The organism is Paenibacillus aestuarii (genome assembly GCF_027789125.1).
Taxonomy (GTDB): Bacteria; Bacillota; Bacilli; order Paenibacillales; family NBRC-103111; genus Paenibacillus_E; species Paenibacillus_E aestuarii.
The window spans coordinates 150,039-173,415 of record NZ_JAQFVF010000080.1 but is presented as its reverse complement, the minus strand read 5'-3'; the positions used below and the strand labels follow the sequence as shown (position 1 = coordinate 173,415).

14 protein-coding genes and 2 pseudogenes are annotated in these 23,377 nt (G+C 43.8%); 12 read left to right on the top strand and 4 right to left on the bottom strand.

What is annotated here, in order from left to right:
- Positions 1-245: 245 nt before the first annotated feature.
- A complete protein-coding gene (locus O9139_RS27480) occupies positions 246-4,538 on the top strand; it encodes an endo-alpha-N-acetylgalactosaminidase family protein (RefSeq protein WP_270884947.1) in 4,293 nt (1,430 codons plus the stop codon).
- A 446-nt stretch (positions 4,539-4,984) separates the two neighbouring features.
- Positions 4,985-5,092: pseudogene (locus O9139_RS33470) on the top strand (hypothetical protein); the annotation flags it as partial.
- A 159-nt stretch (positions 5,093-5,251) separates the two neighbouring features.
- Here O9139_RS33470 and O9139_RS27475 read toward each other — a convergent pair.
- Positions 5,252-5,809: a GbsR/MarR family transcriptional regulator gene (locus O9139_RS27475; RefSeq protein WP_377525303.1), complete on the bottom strand. Its 558-nt coding sequence runs from the start codon at positions 5,807-5,809 to the stop codon at positions 5,252-5,254.
- Between the two features lie 472 nt (positions 5,810-6,281).
- On the opposite strand from O9139_RS27475, the gene O9139_RS27470 reads away from it, so the two are divergent.
- From O9139_RS27470 to O9139_RS27440, 7 genes and pseudogenes are all read left to right on the top strand, one after another.
- Entirely contained in the window at positions 6,282-7,352 is a 1,071-nt protein-coding gene (locus tag O9139_RS27470) for a LamG-like jellyroll fold domain-containing protein (protein WP_270884945.1), read from the top strand.
- Entirely contained in the window at positions 7,349-10,870 is a 3,522-nt protein-coding gene (locus O9139_RS27465; RefSeq protein WP_270884944.1) for a DUF7402 domain-containing protein, read from the top strand. The genes O9139_RS27470 and O9139_RS27465 overlap by 4 nt, the downstream gene beginning before the upstream one ends.
- A gap of 122 nt (positions 10,871-10,992) precedes the next feature.
- Positions 10,993-12,069 (top strand): HupE/UreJ family protein, encoded by a 1,077-nt coding sequence (locus O9139_RS27460; protein WP_270884943.1) that lies wholly within the window; start codon positions 10,993-10,995, stop codon positions 12,067-12,069.
- A gap of 1,064 nt (positions 12,070-13,133) precedes the next feature.
- Positions 13,134-13,649, top strand: a complete 516-nt coding sequence (locus O9139_RS27455) for a PadR family transcriptional regulator (RefSeq protein ID WP_270884942.1) — start codon at positions 13,134-13,136, stop codon at positions 13,647-13,649.
- Between the two features lie 282 nt (positions 13,650-13,931).
- Positions 13,932-14,297 carry an HsmA family protein gene (locus tag O9139_RS27450; RefSeq protein WP_270884941.1) on the top strand — a complete coding sequence of 122 codons (366 nt, stop codon included), beginning with the start codon at positions 13,932-13,934 and terminating at the stop codon, positions 14,295-14,297.
- A 193-nt stretch (positions 14,298-14,490) separates the two neighbouring features.
- Positions 14,491-14,979, top strand: a pseudogene (gene sigK, locus O9139_RS27445) (RNA polymerase sporulation sigma factor SigK); the annotation flags it as partial.
- A gap of 381 nt (positions 14,980-15,360) precedes the next feature.
- Positions 15,361-15,651, top strand: a complete 291-nt coding sequence (locus tag O9139_RS27440; protein WP_270884940.1) for a hypothetical protein — start codon at positions 15,361-15,363, stop codon at positions 15,649-15,651.
- A 187-nt stretch (positions 15,652-15,838) separates the two neighbouring features.
- Here the strand turns inward: O9139_RS27440 and O9139_RS27435 are convergent, their stop codons facing one another.
- Positions 15,839-16,948 (bottom strand): serine hydrolase domain-containing protein, encoded by a 1,110-nt coding sequence (locus O9139_RS27435; protein ID WP_270884939.1) that lies wholly within the window; start codon positions 16,946-16,948, stop codon positions 15,839-15,841.
- Positions 16,949-17,720: 772 nt separating this feature from the next.
- Between O9139_RS27435 and O9139_RS27430 the strand changes: the two genes are divergently transcribed.
- From O9139_RS27430 to O9139_RS27425, 3 genes are all read left to right on the top strand, one after another.
- Positions 17,721-18,719, top strand: coding sequence for a type I glyceraldehyde-3-phosphate dehydrogenase (locus tag O9139_RS27430; protein ID WP_270884938.1), 999 nt, complete (start codon positions 17,721-17,723; stop codon positions 18,717-18,719).
- A 445-nt stretch (positions 18,720-19,164) separates the two neighbouring features.
- Entirely contained in the window at positions 19,165-19,389 is a 225-nt protein-coding gene (locus tag O9139_RS33465; RefSeq protein ID WP_377525298.1) for a Spo0E family sporulation regulatory protein-aspartic acid phosphatase, read from the top strand.
- 179 nt (positions 19,390-19,568) lie between these two features.
- Positions 19,569-20,102 carry a C40 family peptidase gene (locus O9139_RS27425; protein ID WP_270884937.1) on the top strand — a complete coding sequence of 178 codons (534 nt, stop codon included), beginning with the start codon at positions 19,569-19,571 and terminating at the stop codon, positions 20,100-20,102.
- Positions 20,103-20,290: 188 nt separating this feature from the next.
- Here O9139_RS27425 and O9139_RS27420 read toward each other — a convergent pair whose 3' ends face one another.
- Together O9139_RS27420 and O9139_RS27415 are read right to left on the bottom strand one after the other, a co-directional pair.
- Positions 20,291-21,340, bottom strand: coding sequence for a serine hydrolase domain-containing protein (locus O9139_RS27420; RefSeq protein ID WP_270884936.1), 1,050 nt, complete (start codon positions 21,338-21,340; stop codon positions 20,291-20,293).
- A 92-nt stretch (positions 21,341-21,432) separates the two neighbouring features.
- Positions 21,433-23,301, bottom strand: coding sequence for a serine hydrolase domain-containing protein (locus O9139_RS27415; RefSeq protein WP_270884935.1), 1,869 nt, complete (start codon positions 23,299-23,301; stop codon positions 21,433-21,435).
- Positions 23,302-23,377: the final 76 nt, after the last annotated feature.

The window sequence follows — 23,377 nt, the reverse complement described above, 5'->3', positions numbered from 1 at the left end:
ATGTGAATGCGCTTGCAAGTGCTATATAATTTTTCTCATGAGGCAGATGATACAGAATGTATTGTAAGAAAGGGCGTAGACAAATGAAAAACAGCATCAAACGAAAACATTTGGTACAACTTTCTATGGTTACCCTAGCTATGCAGATGTTTCTATCGTGGCCTGCAGCACAGTCAATTTCAGCAATGGAGAGTTTCAGTTCATCTTCGGATAACACCGCTCTAACAAGGGATTCATTAGCGGGAGTGAGCGATTATGGTGCAACATCACTGTCAGAGACAGATCAGCAATCCGAATTCATAGCTTCAAGTCTAATGCGTGTTGAAGTTGATAAGAATTTTCCAAGTGTCATTCAATATCAATATGGTAACGCAGTCATGTACGGTCAGGAGGATCATTTATCGCAGGTCATCATTAATGGAATCAGCTATACGCCGAATGTAACGTTTAGCAAAACGGATTCCAAAGCATCTTATACCTTATCCTTTTCATCAATCAACGTCACGATGACAATTGAACTGGAAGTTGTCGGGAATACGTTGAATTTTGAAGTTACAGGAATTACAGAGAATGGTACAACGAAAGTCAAAACCATGGAAATACCGAATCATAATTTGCTTTCTGTCAGAAGCACGCAAAGCGGAGCGACATTTGCCGGTTCACGCATGTATACGGCTGTTGCGGGAACAGGGGATACGGTTACAGATGTAACAGGAACCCCACAAGCGGATGCTTCTCCAAAAAATTATTTGTACACGTTCCTTAATACAAGTGAGCTTGCGGGAGGTATCTGGACGAATGCAATTTCAGATTATACGACCGATACAGATAATGAAAGGCTTCATAAACAGACGGTAAATAAATCTGCCTATTCACGTACCGGAATCTGGAGCGGATCCTGGCTATACAGGCCTGAAGGTATGAGCGAAGCGGAACCGCTGCCAAGCGCAAAGGTTGTCATTACGGGAGATGCGAATAAGGACAGTGTCATCGATTGGCAAGACGCAGCTATTGCATATCGCAGCATCATGGAGACGCCTCAAGGCAGTGATCGGATTCCCGATCTTGTCGTTCAGCGGATTCCTTTTAACTTTGCCAGCCAAGCAACGAACCCTTTCCTCAAAACGTTGGACGAAACGAAACGAATCTACTTGAATACGGACGGATTAGGTCAGTTTATAGAGCTCAAGGGGTATCAACAGGAAGGCCATGACTCTGCACATCCGGATTACGGCAATCATATCGGAATTCGTCAAGGCGGAGCGACAGATATGAACACGCTTGTCAATGTAGGGCACCAATATGGCGGATATTTCGGGGTGCATATTAATGCGACCGAAGCTTACCCTGAAGCGAAATATTTTAGCGATACGCTGGTAGATCCAAATAAACCAGGCTGGGATTGGCTGGATGCATCCTTCCTCTATAATAAGGCTCAAATGCGCAGCGAAGCTTCGACCGCATCCAGGTTCAACCGATTGCAAGAATTGAAAACTGCAGTACCGAACCTTGATTTCATTTATGCGGATACTTGGTTTGAGAATGGCTGGAACGGCGTGAGGCTAGCACGGGAAATGAAACAATTGGGTTGGGCGGCTGCTACGGAATTCCCTACTGTGATGGAGAAAGACGCGATCTGGTACCACTGGGCTACTGAATACAACTATGGCGGGACAACGGTTAAAGGCTTTAACAGCCAAATCGCCCGGTTTATCCACAATCATCAAAAGGATACATGTATCGTCCGTAACCCTCTGTTAGGCGGCACGGAACTGGAGGCATACGAAGGCTGGGTGGGCAAGGTCAACTATGACAATATGATCAAAATGACGTTTACAACGAACTTGCCGACGAAATATATGCAGCACTTCCCAATTATCAAATGGACGGACAATAGGGTCGATTTTGAGAACAATGTAAGCGTTAGCAATGTCGCTGGCACAAGAGTGATTACAAAGGATGGCATCACGACGCTAAATGGCGGAGCCTACCTTCTGCCATGGAATCCGAAAACAGAAGAAAAGCTGTACCACTGGAATGCAAACGGCGGAAATACGAGCTGGACGCTCCCGCTAAGCTGGTCTGGGCTTAGTACGGTGAAGCTTTACAAATTGACTGATCAGGGGAGAGTATGGCTTCAAGATCTGACGGTGACGAACAATCAAATTACGATTAATGCAGATGCGAATACCCCTTATGTTGTCTACAAAGGAAACGCGCCTGCAACTTCTGACGTGAAATACGGAGATGGCTCATTGGTGAAAGACCCAGGCTTCAACAGCGGGGGGCTTGCTGCTTGGACTGTAACGGGCGATACGGCTTCTGCCTCTGTACAGAGAAACAGTCGCGGTCAATATGAACTGAAGATCGCAAGCGGTGGAGAAGTGAGCGTCAGTCAGCAGCTGACAGGACTTTCGCAAGGAACTTACGCAGCCTATGTCAATGTGCAAGTAGACGGTACGCGTCGGGCTATAATCGGGGTCAAGGATTATGGCGGAGACGAGATGGCGAACTATACGGACAGCTCGTTTGCTTCTAACTTTATTGCAGCGGATGATAAGAATGGCACTAACATGCAGCGGATGCGAGTACTGTTCGATGTCCCAGCCGGACATTCTGCAGCGACGCTTTATTTGAAGGGGCTGGCAGGTACAACAAACATTACTTTCGATGACGTTCATGTTATGAAGACAGAGCGGGCGGTGATTCCTGCAAACGCTTATTTCGCTGAAGATTTTGAGCATGTGGACGCAGGCTGGTATCCTTTTGTCAAAGCGGAAGCTGGCGGGGTCAATGATCCACGCACCCATCTCTCCGAATTGCATGCCCCATACACGCAAAAAGGATGGAATGGCAATCCGATCGATCACACGATTAACGGGAACTGGTCATTAGTTTCGCATAAGGAAAATAGAGGTCTTGTTTATAGAACGTTGCCTCAAACATTACGATTCGCTCCTGGAACGACATATACCGTAAGTTTCAAATACGAAAGCGGTTCGACGGACTATGCGTTCGTTGTCGGTGACGGCACGACCATACAATCGACGACTACGTTACCTGCGGCAACCTCTCCTACAACATTCAAGTTCGCATTTGTCGCTTCATCGTCAGGTAATTCATGGATTGGGTTGAAGAAGAAGACAGGAAATGATACCGATTTTGTTATGGATGATTTGGTTGTCAGCGTTGGAGGCGATGTAAGCCAAAATCCACCGCCGGATTCAGGTCCGGTCGTCGATCCGAACCAAATTCCCCAGTCGCAGATGACGGCAACGGCAACAAGTGAGGAATTGGAGAATGACAATAATGCGGCATCCATGGTGCTCGACGGAGATCCGGATACGATTTGGCATACGAAGTGGGATAAGTCTGATCCGCTGCCGCAATCGATCACATTGAATCTGGGCGGTACTTACGACGTGAATAAAATCAAGGTTCTTCCAAGACAAGGCGGGGGAAGTAACGGTATTATCACAGCCTACAATGTCTATGTGAGTACGGATGGTATCCAGTACACCAAAGTCGCAAATGGAACATGGGCTCAAGACAAAACGGAAAAAATAGCGGAGTTCCCGGCGACAAGAGCGTCTTTTATTAAGCTAGAAGCAACCTCCGGGTATAATGGCTGGGCTTCTGCAGCTGAAATTAACGTCTATCGCATCGGGGTGCCCGTAACCGGCGTGCAGCTGGATAAACCGCAAGTCTCGCTGAAAGAAGGACAAACGGCAGAGCTGGTTGCAAATGTGCTTCCTGAGAACGCAACGAATAAAAATGTCACTTGGGCGAGCAGCGACGATACTGTTGCAAAAGTAGAGGTCAGGGAAGGCAAAACCGTTGTAACCGCCTTGAAAGCGGGAGTGGCGGACGTTACGGTCACCACGGTTAGTGGCAATTTCACAGCGGCAAGCCACATTACAGTACAAAAAGGCGACAGCACGCAGAACGCTATAACGACGCTATCTGCAGTCGATACCGTTCAGACAGGCGCGGAATTTACGGTACAGCTGGGTCTGGACAGCGTCACGCTAAGCGTATACGCACAGGATTTGAAGTTGAACTACGATTCAAACGTTTTTGAATTCGTCTCGGCCCGTGTCGTGAAAGATGGGATTGTGCTCGTAGAGACAAAGCAGGATATGCTGGGCAAACTTCGGTTTATTATCGCAAGCGTTGGCAAGGCAGTGACAGGTGATGGCGGAATCCTGGAAATGAAATTCAAAGCCAAAGCTGTAACACAGCCGGCGACGGGAACGATTGCTGTAGCCGACGCCACGCTTGGCGATGCTCAGGGAATGGAAACGAAGGCGCAGGCATCAACGGTTAACGTAAGTATTGCGACACAACCTCCGGGAATTCCAGGCGACATCAACCATGATAATAAAGTAAGCATCGGTGATATTGCCATCATTGCAGCGAATTACGGCAAAACGTCGGCAAGTCCGGATTGGGAGCAAATCAAGCAGGCAGACGTAACTGGCGATGGTAAAATCGATATTGATGATCTTGCGCTCGTGGCGAGAAAAATCTTTGAGTAAATCATATGAATGTAGAGGGGCTGTACGCTGGACGGAACATACAATTTCGGAAGTCCCGTTCAGCTGATGCACAATGAAAACGTTTGAATTTGGAGGCGTGAGGACAGGAATATCTGGGGAGCCCCGTTTAGGAAAGCAAAAGACAGCAGTCTGGAACATTGGATCTGTTCTAGGCTGCTGTTTCCTTTGCTTGGTCGGACCGTCGATACTCTCGATGTTTTTCATCTGGGAGTGTGGAAAACATCAACTTTTGGATAGAAAATATCATGTGTATACGCTTTTATTACATGTATACTGAATGACGAGGCATTGACTATTCGTATTTCAATTGAAACTAGTTCTTGTACAGTAAATATATTTTTTTAACTTTTTGTAAAACGGGAGGGCGGAGTTTATGAGGCTTAAAACGATATTAGCAACTCTAGCTTGTAGTCTATGCCGTTGATTTCGGGCTCATGAACGGAAGAACAGAGCAAGAGTTTGCTCCATTGGAGCAAGCCAGCAGGGCTGAAGCGGTGGTCGTGCTGAAGAGATTAATAGCCGGATTGCAATGAAACTTTATTAAAAATTTCAGCTCGTTGTATTGAGAACGAGATTCTATGTGCAGCGCGAAATAGAGAAAAGTTACATATATCGGAATTTTTTGGGGTAATCAATAGAGTGAAATCTTGTTGGTCGGTTGAAGAGCACCGGGGCTCCGTTGGAGTGCCGGTTTAGGCTCGGTCATTTTTGAAAAAATCCCCTTGGCGCAGGGCGTCGACGAACTGCTGCAGCCATTCATAATACTTCTTCGCATGCCGAAGCTTGTGCAGATCCTGAAGTGCAAGCTTCCGTTCTTCATCGGTTATATGTTCCTCAAGGATGAGTTCTGTTAACTCGGGTAAAGCCTGATCGATAACGTCAGTCATAACATCGACTTCACGCTGCAACTTATGCGAGAAGAAGTGTTGAAAGGCACGAAAAAAATCGGTCTCTGCGACATACAGCTCTTTTCGATCTTGCTTTTCGTTCAGTTTACTGACCATCTGGGATTCAACCAGCGCTCTTACGGCGTAGCTCATGTTGCTTTTGCTCATGTTCATTTGCGTTTTCATCTCGTCGAGTGTCATCGGCCGGTTCTCAAAGAACATAATACCGTACAACTGGCCCGACGAATGAGTGCCCCCGTATAAATCCATTGTTTCCGCCATGGCCTCAATTATATTGTTTCTGATGTGCAGCCGCCGTTCAGCACTTTCCTCGCTTTGTGACACAGCCTGTTCACTCCCCATTATCGTTTATCGAAATCGATGCTTATGTTCAGTATTTCTTGAATTTATTTCTTCTATTATACAAAAAGACCGCTGAGAAGGCGAATTGAGATCGAAACATGCTTTTACATAATCTTCATGCTCGGTTTACAGTCGTTTGACACAATAGATTGAATATAATTGTACAATAATTTTTGTACAGTTATCAAATTATGCTATAAAATGGAGGTTGATTGAATTGTATTAAATATTTTTTGAACGAAAGAAACAGAAGAGGAAGATCAGGTCGTGAATTCTAATTTATTAGTAAATCGCTGGTGGAAATGCTGGTCGTAAAAGGTTTACGGACAGGAAGGGGTAAGTAAAGAGGAGGGATGGCTTCAAGTAGCGACCAGCCTGGTCAAGCGCTCTGGATGTCGTTCCTGATCGGTGTTATCGGTCTCAAAGTGAGTGGCAACGTTCATTCGAAATAAGCATATGGAGGTTTTTTGTAATGAAAAGAAACTTGTCTTTTCCCCTCGTATTGATAATGATATTCATGATGTTATCGACGACTGTTAACGCAGCTATGCCCACAAACGAAGTAGTGGAGGCTAACCCCCTAATCGCCTCGATTAAATTCAATAATAATTTCGAGAACGATGCAGATCACGATCATTTGCTGAAAGCAAACGGCAATTATAGTTTTGTAGACGGTATTTTACCAGGGAGTAAGGCACTGCACGTAGAAAGCGGACAAGGCAATTATGTCGGTACAACAAATAGCTTACATTTTGGCGATGAAAGCTTTACCGTATCTTTCTGGTATAGAGGCGACACTAACAATAATCAAGTCATCGTATCCAACAAGGATTTTAGTAATGGCTCTAACGCAGGCTGGGCGATTTACACATCGGCCAATTCGGTCAACATGAATTATGGATTCCCGAACGCAAAAGTAAAGAACATTTCCTTTGGACGCAACACATTTAATGCTTCCGATTGGCGTTATGTGACATTTGTTGTAGACAGAGATAACATGCTCGCATCGCTTTACATTGATGCTTACAAAATGACTGAAACTGCACTAAGGCAGGGAACTTTGGATACATCGAATCCATTAAATATTGGTTGCGATGGAGCGGGCAATTTCTGCGGTAATGCATTCGATATCGCTGATCTGATGATTTGGAAAGGCGCAATTAGCGGTGAGGGAGTTCAAGCGAATTATAATAGTTACGCTGGACATGCAGTAGATATGAACGCACTCAACGGCGCTATATCAGTAGGAAATACAATCGTAGCAGGCGGTCTGGGCAACGGCTTCAGTCAAACCGATTTTGATTATTTGAAAAAGGTTTTGAATAATGCCAATACGGTCGCAACAACGCAAAAAGTAAAATTTTATACACAGGAAACGATCAATTATTACGAACGTGAACTAAACAACGCCATATTCATCTATCAAAAAAGCAACAAAGCAATAACTCCCGCTGATTTAAATATAGCGGATAGCAGCGACCCGGAAATCAGTGATAATCCCGCTACAATCCGCGCATTGAAGCAGATTATAGAAAAGCCTTGAAAGCATTCCCGCAGGCCGACGTATTGGTGCAGCCTGGCGATATTACCGGCGGTAACAATGCCAATGAATATGTGTGGATGGGCGAGCTTACAAAAGTATACGATAAACTTAAAGCTGAGGGCTTATTTAACACCACGAAGTTATATATTGTAAAAGGTAACCATGATATGTACGGCACCCAAGATTTAATACCTGTCGGTACGGCGGGAGCGTGGAACGATTCAACGCAATCGTACGATAACAATTTTTATAACAGTGCTTATAGGGTAAAGATAAAAGGATTTAATTTGATCGGTTATGACTCCAATATTAACAGTAGCAATACAGTGGGAAAAGCCAGCAATTTCCTCAACCAAATTAAGAATGAAGCGGATTATGATCCGACAAAACCCATATTTGTAATGGGTCACCACCCTGTAGGCGGAACTGTTTGGGGATCGGCATGGAGCAGCTCGGCAAGTAACAGTTTAGGTAAATTTATTGCCGACAATAATTTTTCGCAGGTGTTTTATATGTCCGGTCATACGCAATACGACCCGACCGACGAACGCTCTCTCTATCAAGGTGCGGCTACGTTTATCGATTCCGGTGGGTCGAACTATTCCAGTTATATTGATGATGGTCCGTATGGAGGGTATATAGAGGGTTCGTATATCAATTATAAAACCACACCTCGTATCTCGAATTTCTTAGAGGTTTACGGCACGAAAATGATCATGAAGCAGTATAATTTAGCTACAGATGAATTTGTAGGCACACCTCGTGTAGTCAACGTTGGCGAAGGCAAAGATGCCTTTACTTATAGCAAGAACAATATTAAAGAACTCATAGCTCCGCAGTTTGATAAGGGTATTACGATCGATTCCATCAATAACAAGGAAGTTACTTTTACGATAAAGCAAGCAAATGACAATGTACGCGTTCTGGAATATAATATTCAGCTTATCAACAAGCTCACCGGGGAAGTGGAGCAATCGTTCAACAGCCTTTCGCTGCCGCTAGACAAGCCGTTCGATGATTACAGACAGTATAAGTTTACTGGGTTATTGCCGAAAACGGCATATTTACTCAGGGTATTCGCCGACGATGACAACTATAACCGTTCGTCGGAGGACATTGATATTGAAACAAAAGTTGTTAATTTAAACGGCATCACTGCGCATGCATCGGTAAACGCGACCGTCGGATCAGCTAAGACAGTAGCAGCACTTGGATTGCCCGAGAACGTAACTCTTGCAACCGATGGTGGAGATGTTGACGCAAGTGTAACTTGGGATGTAAGCGGCATTAGTTACGATCCGGCTATCAAGACGGTGCAGACCTTCTCGGTGCCAGGGACCGTAACCCTGCCTATCGGAGTCGAAAACCCAAACAGCGTTCCATTGACAACTAGCATTAAAGTAACTGTAAATAAGATCCCAGCAGGGACCGCCACAGTTACCGCTTCAACGTATTATGATTACAGATATACTCCCGACAAAGTGTTCGATGGCGTCATAGGTAAATCGGGTGATGGCGAATGGGCGTCCAAGGGAGAACAGAATCCATGGATCCAGCTGAATTGGACGACGAATCAAACGATCAGTAAGATTGTCTTCTATGATCGGCCCAACACAGTTGACTGGGCGCGCGGCGGAACACTTTCCTTCAGCGACGGAAGTACTTTGACGGTTTCAGGAATCCCGAATGACGGGAGCGCTTATTCTGTAACTTTCCCTGACAAGACGGTGACATGGGTCAAATTCCAGATATCCGGTGAAAGCAGAACAAATGTCGGTTTGTCGGAAATGGAATTTATCGCACCGGAGCCCCCACCGGGTAAGACGCTGGTAAATATAACTGCACCAGCAGCAATCAAAGACGTGGTCAACGGAACGGCCAAGACAGCGGGAGCTCTTGGATTGCCCGCAAAAGTAATTCTTGCAACCGATGGAGGAAGTGTCGAGGCAAGTGTAAATTGGGATTTAAGCGGCGTTAGCTACGATCCGGCTATCAAGACGGCGCAGACCTTCTCGGTGCCAGGGACCGTGACCCTACCTTCCGGACTTGAAAACCCGAACAGCATTCCATTGACAACAAGCATTAACGTAACTGTTCAAGCAGTTGCAGCAGCTTCCGGCCAACTATCACTAGACAAATCCCAGTTCCTCAAAGGGGAAGCCATTACCCTAGACTATACCGGGGCAGCGTTAAATGGGAAAGACTGGGTCGGCATCTACAGTACCGGAGCTGTTCCTCCGGGTGCCGGTAATTCATTGTCATGGAGTTATTTAAAGTCTGGGTCCGGAAGAGTTAGTTTAAGCAACGGACTTTCTCCTGGTAAGTATGATGCACTCTTTTTGCTCAATGACGGTTATACGGTGGTGGATCGCAAGACATTCGAAGTCGTTCAATCTGTGACGTTAAAGAGCATAACAGAGCCCGCAGCCATCCAGGGATTGGTGAGCGGAACAGTTAAGACGGCAGCAGCCCTTGGCTTGCCTTCCACCGTGGAACTGGTTACCGATGGAGGAAGTAAGAATGCCAATGTGACATGGAATGTAGATGCTGCAAACTATGATCCAGCTCTAAAGACTGAACAGACCTTCAAGGTAAATGGAACTGTAACCTTGCCAGTAGGGGTGGCAAATTCGAACAACGTAGCATTGAATACGAGTATCAGCGTTACTGTGCTGTCGGCGCCAAGTAAGCCTCAGTCTACATTGACTGGTCCACAGCAGACGAATTCCGGTCAATCATTCGATTTAAAAATGGGCTTGAACAGCGTTACACAAAGCACATACCAGCAAATGTATGCGCAAGATCTTACTCTTCACTATGATCCGGTGAAATTGCAATTCAATTCGGTGACATCCCTGAATGCAGGTTTCCAAGTCATCGCTCAGAAAGAGGCCGTACCTGGGCAGGTCCGGATTATAGTTGCCAGCGTGGGTGCGAACCAAGGCGTGCTTGCGCAGGGAGATTTGCTTGCATTAAAATTTACGGCGAAATCGGTGGCTCAAGCAACCAATACGATAATTTCTGTAGACAATGTCGTTATTGGCAACGAGCAGGGGAATGAACTGCAAGTAGGTGGAGCCTCCCACGAAGTTCAAATAAATATTCCAAGTGTGCCTGTAGATAAATCGGCGCTGGAGGCTTCAATTACAAACGCTCAGGCGAAATACGATGCAGCAGTCGAAGGTAATGGAAATGGACTGTATGTGGCTGGAGCCAAAGCGCAACTGAAGTCGGCTATCGAAACGGCTACAGCAACAGAAAATAATTCGAACGCGACCCAACAACAGGTGGATAGTGCGAAAGCCGCATTGGAAGCAGCGGTTCAAGTGTTTGAAGGCAAGAAAATTATTGCAGATATCAATGGAAACGGTGTTTCTATTGGAGACTTGGCTATCGTTGCGGCTGCATACGGTAAACAACAAGGTCAAGCAGGTTGGAATGAGAAAGCGGATGTCAATCATGATGGTAAGGTTGACATTGAAGACCTTGCAATTGTAGCTAGAGCGATCTTGAAATAAACAACGCCACACAATGTTTGATTAATCGAATATCAAGATGGTCAGGCAGTGGGATAGGGGGATTATTGTAATCCCCCTTTCTTTACTACGTGGTTCATTTTATGAAAAGAGGTCTAGCAGCTATGAACCTACGAATGCTCTTCTCCTTGTTAATCTTCGTTTTGTTTTTTGGGACTGCCTCAACTTCATTTGCACATACCCAAAGTATGGGTTACTCGGATATATACGTGAAAGCGAACGAGATTAATTATAGTCTATTTCTTGATCAACAAGACTTGCTTGGGCAAATGGATGCCAATAAGGACAACGATCTGGAGAACGAAGAACTGCTGTCTCAAAAGGGAAATCTTAAATTGTTGTTACAGAAAGAGCTTCGAATAGATGTGGATTCAAATCCTTTGAAGATGGACTTGATTTCGATGAACTTGGCAACAAAGGGATCAACAAGAGGCGTCGTTTTTCAACTGAAATTCACCGCTGATGAAGTGATTGAGCAAATTAATATTCATTACAATCTGGTGTTTGAAGATACGCCTTCTCATACAAGTGTACTCATGGTCCATTCGGGAGCATTTTTCTATCAGGATGTACTTGATATCAATAAAAAAGATATTCAGGTCACCTTTCCTCAGTCTGAGACTGCCCAATCCGAGACTGGCTTCGTCCTATGGAAATATTTTGTGCTAGGAATAGAACACATTCTAAGCGGCTATGATCATTTGCTGTTCTTATTATCATTATTATTAATCGCCTCTCACTTCAAGGATGCGTTGAAGATTGTTACTGCATTTACGGTCGCACACAGCATTACGTTATTCTTGGTGGCGTCGGGCCGCATTCACGTCATTTCTTCTTGGGTAGAAGTCTTAATTGCCCTGACGATCTGTTATGTGGCAATGGAAAATCTATTCGTGCAAAAGGCGAAATGGCGGTGGATATTGACCGCCTTATTTGGCCTGGTTCATGGTATGGGCTTCGCTGGAGCCTTGGCCGAAACGGGACTTCCTAAGCGCAATCTGCTTGGCTCACTCGTGACGTTCAATTTAGGTGTGGAAGCGGGACAGTTAATGATCCTATGCCTACTGCTTCCCCTTTTGATATGGCTGCGAAGGTTCCCATGGTATCGTAAAATGATGATTTCAACGTCTTGCTTTATTTTTCTACTGGCATTTTATTGGTCGATACAAAGATTGCAATGAGGTCATATTAACATAATGCTGGAACGGGGAGGGCGTATGATTTTGATATTTGGATCCATGGAAAAAGTGGGATGGCAGACGCAAAATCTATCTTGGGTATGTACGTACTAAAGTTAAACGAGCCCTTGACACTTGTTATTCCAGATGAAGTGAATTATAAACCCTTATTCAAGGAGTTAGAAGAATTTATTGACTTCGTATAAATTTGAATGATGGCAGACAGATGCCACTCAGATGCCACTCCATTATGGAGTGGTTTTTGTATGGGGCCGAGTGCCAAAACTTGAGTAGAATAAGAGCAACAAGGAGTAAGGAACGAAGCTGCTTTAGCAAGATGAGCAAACTCATCCTTTGCCACTCTGATATCATTCATCTAGGTGAGTAAAATAAATCATTTTTTAGATAGAAAATATCATGTGTATGCGTATTTAATAGATGTATACTGAATCACGAAGTTTTGCGTAGTCGCAAATTTGTTGGAACTAGTTCTAAAAACTACATGATCCTCATGCATATATGCAAAACCCTGTTGGTATTTGTCGATAATTTCTTCAGCGATATTATAAACTGCGAATCGTTCAAGATCTCTATGCTTGCGTTCAGATACACGACTTTAATAACAGATACGACATATCCGTCAGCACATAGATCTATATGGTAATTCCTCGATTTCTCCATAATTTCGTTAGCGGGTAACTTTCTGCTGAGTATAGGGGATCTGCCGCTCGTATGTATCGCGGATTGAGAAGCGGCGACGCTGATGAAGCTGTATCATGAGTTTTATAAGGTGAGGCGGTGAATGGTTAGGGCTTGGAGAAGCAGCTGCGGTGGCAGCTGCTTTTTTTATTTATACTGCAGAAATAAATGAGTTTGGCTAATACTTGGACTCATCCTATTGGCGGCTTTTTATACTGGAGCATATCTTCTACAAATCGTGGACTTAGTTATCTAACGCAACTTTATAAAATAACGCAATTTTGATAAGATTATTAAATCATCCATTTTGGCTAATCGGGTTGAATTGAATAAAAGATCGGCAAAATGAACAGATTAAGGAGAAACATATGGACGAAAGAGCCCTGCTATTACTTGGAATTTTAAAAACGCAAAGCCTACATGGTTATCAAATTAATGAATTTATTGATAAGAACTTGAGTCGTGTTACTTCGATGAAAAAAGCAACAGCTTATGCCATATTGGACAAGCTAAAGGCTGCTGACTATATTAGTGTGCATGAGGATCAAGAAGGCAATCGTCCTCCACGAAAAGTATATTCCATTACGCAGCAAGGAGATCAGGAATTTTACAGACTCCTTCGTGAGAACTTGTCTGAACAAGATAATACCCTCTTTAAGGGTGATATCGGACTTATGTTCTTAGATCATATTTCCAATGAGGAAGCAATTGATTGTCTGATAATTCGCTTAAATGGATTAACGGAACAAATCGAGCAATTGCAAAAGACTCCCAAACATACGTTTTCACGAGGGATCGACTTATCGATCGAACATCATCTTATCTGTAAGCAAGCGGAAAGGGATTGGTTACTTCTTGTCATTGAAAAATTGAAAAACGAGTAGTATAGATGACTTCAGACATTGTAAGCGGGTTTGCGCAGTTTAGCGCAAAACCCGCTTTTTTGTCATTAACAAGCCCTTTTAATTACATCTGAATAATCACAATTGACTATTTAGGGGTTGTTGATTTATAATCAAGACGAATTAGTCAATCCTGACTAATTGAAGATTGTTTTATCGTTTTAACAAAAATAGAGGGGGAACGGTTATGTAACGAATTTCTTGTAGTGTTGCTGTCCAACATTGCTGATGAAAGTAAGAAATATCATGGGGAGGAATTAAATAATGTTAGCATTAGCAGTTATTTTTATTAACTTAGCCTTAGTAGCCTATACAATTGGTGTTTGGAGTGAAAAGCTCTCTGGTCGATTGAAACCGACACATTTAGTTTTCTTCTTTGCGGGTTTGTTATTTGACGGAATAGGGACTAACTTTATGCAACAGATGAATACAAGCAGAGAAATAAATTTGCACGGTATTACTGGAGCGGTTGCGCTAGTTTTGATGCTAATTCATGCGGTATGGGCAGCCATTGTATTATGGAAAAAGAATCAAAAGCAAATCCAGCAATTTCATAAGCTCAGCTTGGTGGTTTGGGGATTGTGGTTAATTCCTTATTTAATCGGTGTAGCATTGAGCATTTTCAAATAGATAAATAGGAGGGACATACTCTAGTCCGGAGCCAAAGCTGGATTGAGGTCGCTTGTGCAAAAGCTCTAAGGGTTCGTAATACAGTTATGAACAAGCAGGGTGACGAGACCATTCGGGCGACGCGAACAAAGTGCGGACTACAATAATCTTGCTAAGCAGGTTCTTAAATGTGAATTTTACCTCGTATCGTGTCCACAACGTCAAAAAATTCGACAATACCGGCGAAGATCTTGAGGATTTGATCTCGATCGGTACCATCGGGCTGATCAAAGCGATCGAATCGTTCTCGCCGAACAAGGGGACGAAGCTGGCGACGTTCGCAGCGAGCTGTATCAAGAACGAGATCTTGATGCATCTGCGCTCGCTGAAGAAGACGCGCTAGGATGTGTCGCTGCACGATCCGATCGGCACGGACAAAGAAGGCAATGAGATCACCTTGATCGATATCCTCGGGACGGAAGCCGACGATGTCGTGGAGAAGGTGCAGCTCAAGATTGAGAAGAGCAAAATCTATAAGAATTTAGATATATTGGATGACCGGGAGAAAGAGGTCGTTGTCGGGCGGTTTGGGTTGGAGCTTGGCGGTGAGGAACGGACGCAGCAGGAGATTGCGAAGGAGCTGGGGATCTCGCGTTCGTATGTGTCAAGGATAGAGAAGCGGGTGTTGATGAAGTGGAGCTAGAAGTTCAAATATTGGCAGATTTTTGCCGAGGGTAACAAAAAGTGTTTGTGGGGCTGCGATTGAAGGCGGGAGGCCGAGTATATACTAAATGCAAGTGGGAAGGTATCCCAAAGGAGGCCATCATTCTCTTGAAAGTACTTTGATTAGTATAAGCTAAAGTCTGCTCTTGTGAACTTCTGGAGCAGACTTTTATTCTTAATGTACTTCTCGATTATTTACGGGCTATTGCGTCTGAAGTATACCAGGAACAACGTTTCGAGGAAAAAACTGTAAGTGTGGTGTAAAGGTTGGCTCTTTATAACCGGTGATATACTGAATAACGGTAAAACAAAAATGTTTTAGTTAATACTTAGTTAGCTTCTCAAAAGGAGATTAAATCAATTGTATAAGTCGGTTGTTAGAGAGGGTAAGTTTTGGGTTATTGTAGTTGATGGCTTATTTGATTCTCTTTTAATGGAATTACCAACAAAAGAACTTGCTGATCAAGTGGCATTTGAGCTACAGACCGCTTGGGATCAAGGTGAATCATTGGGAGCACGTCAAATGCGCGAAAAACTTGACAGTGAGAGGGTTTCTAAAGATATTAGTGAAGTGTTTCTAAAAGTAAAGTCAATGAATCAAGTAGAGAAAGAAATTTATCAAGAAAAAATGCTCCGCCTACAATCGCCCTAACAGCCGGCGAACGCGAAAGAACCCGAAAGACGGGCGCTTGTTAGCGCGTGCCTTCCGGGTTCTCTTTCCGTCAACCGACTCGATTAATAATGTTTCTTTCTAAGCTGTTCATTAGCCCATGCGACTTGGACCTGATTTCCCGTTGCCACCAATTTTCCAAGAAAATCTGCTGTTTGCTTTTCGGAGTTCACGGTTTCTCTAGCTTAACCGGCGTTTTTTCGACAATGTCAATGACGCCGCTCGCGATGACGCCGCTATATTCGTTCGCGTCGATGTTTTTGTTCGACAGCATGATGACTTCCGTATTCGTCTTAAGATTTACCGCGTGAAAGCCGAGGAAACCCGCGGTTTCGCCGTTATGCCATTTCCAATCGGACGATTTTTTCAGCTTCGCCCCATCGGCCCAACCCAAACCGTAATTGTTGGCCCCTACCGGAGTAACCATCGTGGTGAACGATTCTTTGCTGATCAGTTTGCCGGAAGTGACCGCTTGGTCGAACTTCAGAAGATCAACAACTGTAGAGTACACGGCACCCGTGCCGAACATGTACGAACGGTCCTCGAACAACGCGGGTTTGCCGTCCACTTCGGATCCGATAGCGTGGTTCGACTGTACAGGTACGTTTAAATCGATGCCGGTACGGGTCATTTTCAGCGGCTTGAAGATGTTTTCGGTAAGGTAGTTATCCCAAGACGTATGGGATGTCTTCTGAATAATATAGCCTAGCATGTGATAGCCGATGTTTGAATAGCCGAATTTCGTGCCCGGCTCCGAATCCAGTTTCAGATCGTAGTACATCTTTATCAATTCGTCGGGGGAGGTGTACTCGAACGGAGCGCTCTCCACTCGCGCCGCGAAGATGGAATCGCTGATTCCGGACGTATGGGAAAGCAGCTGGCGAATGGTAATTTTACCTCCCTCTTTGAATTCGGGAATGAATTTGCTCACTTTGTCGTCCAGGCTCAGCTTGCCTTTTTCGGCCAATTGCATGATGGCGACTGCGGTCATTTGCTTCGTGATCGAACCGACGCGAAAAATCGTATCCGTGTTGTTCTTCGAATGCGTCGCGAAGTCAGACTCGCCGTAGCCTTTCGACATGACGATTTTTCCGTTTTGGGCGACGAGAAGCGTCCCGTTGAATTGCTTGCTTTGTAAAAATTGATCGATAGTTTTCGTCATGCTCGCTTGGCTGCTTTCGACGATCGTGGGCTTCGTCACGTAGCTTGCCGCATGGATCGCCGAAGTTCCTGCCAAGAGTGCGGAAAGAGTAAGGGTAGCGATTATCATTTTTTTCATTTTCTGATTCCTCCATGATGACTTTGCCAAGTCTTCAAATTAGTATGTCATAAGCGGAATGCTAGGATTCACACTGTAACGATATTCATCATTAATTATTTTTTTAACTAGTTAACTAGTTTATTGGTGTAATCGCGATTACTATGAAAATATAACATTGTTTTGGTAGCTAGTTAATAGACTCAAGGCTTAGGTGAAACTAGACCAAGGTCTAGGATGTAATTTCTAGGCTCAGAAGGTCGATATGCCAGTGGGAAAGGAAACTACGACTTCTATTTACTCGATAAAGAAAACAACTTCTCATAAATAAAAAGAGGCAACCCTATGCCAGTGATGGATAGGGTTTGCCTTGCTATTTTTTCAACAGAATTATCATCGTATAGTTTAGAAGAACTGACCCACAATATTCCAGTACATCAAATAAGGCGTCAAAATTAAACCTGTGATCCTTACTAAAGCATATCCCACCTTCACCAAAGTGTTAACGTTTTTAAACTTCATTAACCTAATCCACATGACCGCGGTGATGATGAACAAGAGGAAAGCCAACAAAGCAGTGTAGAGAGAAATCTTCCATGAAGTAGGCGCTTCTCCCGAATATATTCGAAAAGTAAGTGAAGGCGAGTGGAGACCATCCGTCATGTATGTTCTGGATGAATTGGATGCGGCGTGCAGTCGCCTTTTTTGGAGAATGGACCATCTTTGGACTTAGGGAAGCTACATATGCGTACACTATACTCGTTGATAACAACATGCAAATGGAGGTTTATAAATGGGTAAAATAGCTATTTTTGGATTTGGACGCATTGGCAGAATACTGTTGCGCGTGGCGCTTCAGGATAAGCTCTTCGTTCCGGTTTCTGTATCGGATATCAAGGACGAGGGCACGCTTGCCGCGTTGTTCGAAGTGGATTCAAACTATAAGCGTTGGTATGAGGACGTATCCGCCAAAGAGGGTGTGATGGTCATCGGTGGACGTGAGATTTTATATATTAATGCATCGCAGGAAGTGCCGGACTGGAAGGCACTCGGTGTGGATCTCGTCGTCGATTGCACAGGCCGTGCCGTTGTCCGTTCCGTCGCTCAGGTACATCTGGACCGTGGCGCGAAGCGTGTCCTGATCAGCGGGCCAAGCAAAACCCTCGACGATTGCGATGCCGTACTGCTGAAGGGCATTAATCTCGATAGTTTCGATCCTGACAGGCACCGAATCATCAGTGTGGCTAGCTGCACAACAAACGCGTTGGCCGCCGTAATCAAGCTGGTCAAAGCAGAATATGGGATCAAATTCGGGCTGTTCTCAACGGTCCATTCCTATACGAACACACAATCGTTGACGGATCAGCCGATGAGAGACCGCCGGGACTCCTGGGCGGCGGCCGAGAACATCATTCCATCTTCGTCTGGCGCGGCCAAGGCCCTCAAGTTCATCTGGCCGGACCTGCAGATCACGGGAAAAGCGTACCGCATACCGACCCGCACGGGTAGCATCGCCGAGCTAAACCTGATCACGGAGAAGCCGTGCTCTGTGCAGGAGGTGAACGATATGTTCCGCCGCGCCTCGAGAGAGGGCGACCTGAAAGGCGTTATGGATGTGCTTGAAGGAGAATGGGCGTCGTCCCGCATCGTCGGTGATCCGCATACGTCGATCATCGATCTGCCGCTCACGCATGTGGAAGGTGAGCTCTTGTCCGTTGCAACATGGTACGACAATGAATGGGGCTTCGCTACGCGTCTGGCGGAAGTTGCCACTTTCTTGGCGAATAAATAACGGAGACTACTTCGGTGTTCATACCGGTGTCGCGGGGATCCTCCAACAAACGATAGACCAGGTAAGGTCGGAGGACTGACCTCCGTATTTGAAATGGATCTAAATACCTTTCAAATTTAATATAACTAGTCATCGATAATCAATTGACGACTGGTGATTTAATTTCGTTTGAACTCGTATCGAGCTATAGAATTGAAGTAGCGAAGCACCGCAGATTGCAGGCGGTGCTTTTAACATGTTAACGAACATCAAGTTATAGCACTTATCATGTAATTTAAGATAGAATAATATGATTGTTGATATATCTAGTTAACTAGTTATATAATTGAATGTGTAGACATTCAAGTCACAAAATATGACCCGCTCATTAACTTACAGGGTTTTCTAAAAATTACCCATCCGTACTAATTAAATTCATTTAGGGAGGCTGTACGAATAAGAATTCATGATGAATATTGAAGAACAGATTGAAGAGTTACGTCTTCAATTAATAGATGTCGTTAAAGAGCAAAAGTTTAACTTACAACATCCCTGCGTTATCGCCGTAAGTCGTATGCTCGATACTTTGATCAAACAATATTACTCAATAACACCGTCGGACAGTGACTTACTTCTTCCACTTCGTCTAATAACATCCTCGTATGAGGGAGTAAAAGATTCCAAAAGATAGACTCGTTATCTAGTTAGCGTGTATTTCTGGCCATGAGAATGGAAGAAAAACAAGTTTTGGAGTTAAGGTTGTGAAAATATTTTTGGAAGATACATAGCAACATTAACTGCAGAAATGATAATCGTGACCAAAAACTTTACGAATAAATATGGATCACGTTTCAGGAGGATATCTACTACATGAAAGTATTCAACCGCCATGGCAAAATTTTAATGGGAATAACAATAAGCCTTTCTTTTTTAACTACAGTTGGAAGCATGTTGATAAATCCGACATCAGCTCATGCCGAAACAACACAATCTTATTCCAAAATGGTCTTTAGTGCATCTAAAACAGTTCAAGCTGACCGTCTCATATCTACTGCGGAATCCTATATGGGTAAAGTGAAATATGGATATGGGGAAAGAGATATTCAACATTTGATTCTAGATTGCTCCTCATTTACTCAGCTCGTTTTCAAGCATAATGGGATTTCAATTCCATGGGGATCTAAAGCACAAACAAGTGTAGGCACTCCTGTTACAAATAAAGCGAACTTAAAAAAGGGGGATTTGGTCATGTTTAGTGTAGGTACACCAGGACGCATCAATCACGTTGGAATTTATATGGGAAATGGGATGTTCATCAGCAATACGTCCAGCTCCGGTGTTGTTATAAGAGATATGAATTCTGGCTACTGGAAAAATCGTTTTATAACAGGTCGTCATTTATAAAATATTCATATATACATAGCCGCATATATCGCGGCTTTTTAAGTTTTGGGATCAAGTTCTTGTCGATATCTAAAGACAAGAACTTGATTTGGTTTCACCGCTTTGATTTGGTTAAGACTGATTGCTTTCCTAATAATTTGTCGAGTAAATTCTAATAATTAAGTAGGATTAGAGTTAGAGGTGGTAATCTATTTGCCTCTGTCAAGATCTTTAGCAATGATATTTAGTATACCTTTTGCTATATCTAGACTAAACGCTTTGGGACCGATCTCTTTATTCGTAAGCAAAATAACTTGTATGTTTTCATTTATATTGAAAGCATTGAAAGCGTGAAAGCCTGGAATATCTCCATTGTGAAATTTCCAATTCGAAGATTCCTCCATCTTGATTCCATCAACCCAGCCATAGCCATAGCCATCTTCCACAGGAGTTATCATCATTTCAAAGCTCTTAGTGTTGACTAGTTTCCCGGAGATCAGAGCCTGATCAAATTTCAGCAAATCACCTACTGTTGAATATAAGCCTCCGGCAGAAGAAGCGTAAGACATATCCATAAAAATTGCAGTGTTGCCGTTTGCATCCGTTCCGATTGCACGATTCTGAAGAATAGGCTCATTGATATCTACGCCGGTTCTTGGCATATGAGTGGGTTTGATGATGTGTTCGTTCACATAATTATCCCAAGAAGTGTGGGACACTTGTTCAATAATAAGACCAAGCAGGTGATACCCTGTATTGGTGTAATTGTGCTTGGTTCCTGGTTCCGAAGCCAGGTTATCAGTTGCACGCATTGCTGTTTCTAGTTTTTTGGTCTGAGAATAATAACCTGCCAAGTCCTTCATTGCTGAATCAAAGAATGCAGCATCACTAATCCCCGACGTGTGAGATAACAGGTGATGAATGGTGATTTTATCTCCATTTGGGATGTCGGGAATGAAATGGCGAAGCTGATCATCCAGTGTTAACTTACCTTGCTCGACAAGTTGCATCACAGCAACGGCCGTAAACGACTTTGTAAGGGACCCGATCCGGAAAATCGTTTCGGCGTTGTTTTTTTCATGAGTTGCAAAATTAGACTCTCCATAACCATTTGTTAGAATGACTTCCCCGTTTTTTGCAACAAGAACGGCGCCGTTAAAATTTTTAGTTAGTAAGAAAGCATCGATTAGTCGGATTACATTTTGTTGTTTATTTACCGCGGCAGACATTGCCTCCGGAATAGTGGATGAAGCATACATAGTATTAAAACCTCCAATATTAGTGCGTATTATGAATAATTTGAAAGAAAGGCAGACATTAATCCAGAACCAGGAATAATGTCTGCCTACTTTTACATCACGCTTAAAACAAACTTACCCACTAAATTCCAATAAATCATATATGGTGTGAGCAGCAAGCCGGCAATTGTGGGAATGATATAGCCGAATTTGACCCATCCGTTAACGGATTTACGTTTGATCAGGCTTACCCACATGAGTGCAACGATGATATAGAGTACAAAAGCAATCGCAGCCGTGTAGAGGGCAATCTTCCATGGCGTCGGCGCTGCGCCAAACAAATCATTCCAGTAAGTGAAAGCAAGCGGCAGCGTTACGATATAGAGAATATTGGCTATCAATGCTACACGACGAATTGGTTTCGTAGTCGACTTAGCATCTTTCTTGAACATGCCGATCAATGCGCTGATGATCAGGATGATGGTGCTCAGAATAATAATGAGAACCAATGCTATTCCTGAAGCAAGTGCTGGGATAGCTGAAGTCTGTCTTTCATAAGAACTCATCGGATAGGAACTTAATGTAAAATGCAGATCACCTTTGGCTGTTTTGTAATAGAAGAGCCGGTCTGATCCGTTCTTTTCCACAAACATATTTTCTCTCTCGGCGACAAAAGTTTGTACGTGCGATCCGCTGGTTACTTTCAGTTCACTAGGACCGGTTGCTTCAATGACTGTAGTAGCTGGCGGTGAAATTTTCGGGCCGAATCTACCGATTCCATAATGGAAATAACGGGTAGAGATAAAGGTTCCTGTGTATGGCTTCATAGCCTCTTCAGACAAGTTTAATTTAGCTGTATTGTTGACAGGTGCAACCGGGTAGAAATGCTTATTGAAATCGTCGATAAACGCTTGATTCAGAGCATGTCCGTTCGAACCGTTAGTGAAGATTGTAAAGCCCAGCTTCTCTTCGGGAATGAGATACATCCATGTCCGGAATCCGTCTACCGTTCCGCCGTGCATGACCGCGCGGTGCTGGCGGGGAATATCCTCCCATAAGCCGAATCCAAATCCCGAAAGACTAGGATCTTTGCTAAAATGCTTTGCTTGCATCAACTGGCTGGTTTCATCTTTCAATAATGCATTGTGATACGATCCGGATTGCAGTTGCGCCATCATATAAGGATCCATATCCGGAATTTTCATACTTAGATTTCCCGCTGGGGCATAATTATCCGTGATCACATAGGGTTGCTTCGTATACGTTTGTTTGGCTGCATCATAAGCATAGCTGCTGGCAATATGATCGTTCTCGTTTTTGTGCAAAGTCGCTGTTTTCATACCAAGCGGATTTAGGATATGGTTCTGGATATACTGATCATAGGTTTCCCCAGAAACCGATTCTACAATATATCCGAGCAGCGCGTATCCATAATTACTATACAAAGATTCAACGCCAGGTTCATTAATCATTGCAGGCGCATGGGTTTTCATGAACTGCTGTAACGGTTCAGGCTTCGCAGATAAATCTTCATAGTACTCGTCAAAACCTGCCGTATGTGTAAGGAGATTACTGACTGTTACAGGTTTATTATTTAGCCCATGGATTTTGAAACCTTTAAGGTATTCATTGATATCTGCGTTGAGATCGATTTTTCTTTGCTCATAAAGCTGCATGATCGCTGTTGCAGTAAAGGTTTTCGTTACAGAACCGATACGGAAGACCGTATCATTCGGATCTACCTTGGTTTTCTTGTCCAAATCAGCATACCCATATCCCGCGGAAAAAAGGGCCTTACCATCCTTAACAAAGGTAATAGCTGCGCCTGGAATGTGATAGGTATCCATTTCTTTGGCGAAATAATCATCAACATATTTCTTTAACTGCTCCGTATTATTGATATCAAGTGCTTCAGCACTTGCCAGTGAATATTTCGGAACAACCGTCAGCATCATGAACGTCGCGATAAGCGCAACAGCCATGTGAGTAAACCTCTTCTTTGTAAACATGATTTCCTCATTCCTCCCTGTGGTGTCTGTTTGTTTACAAAAAGAAATA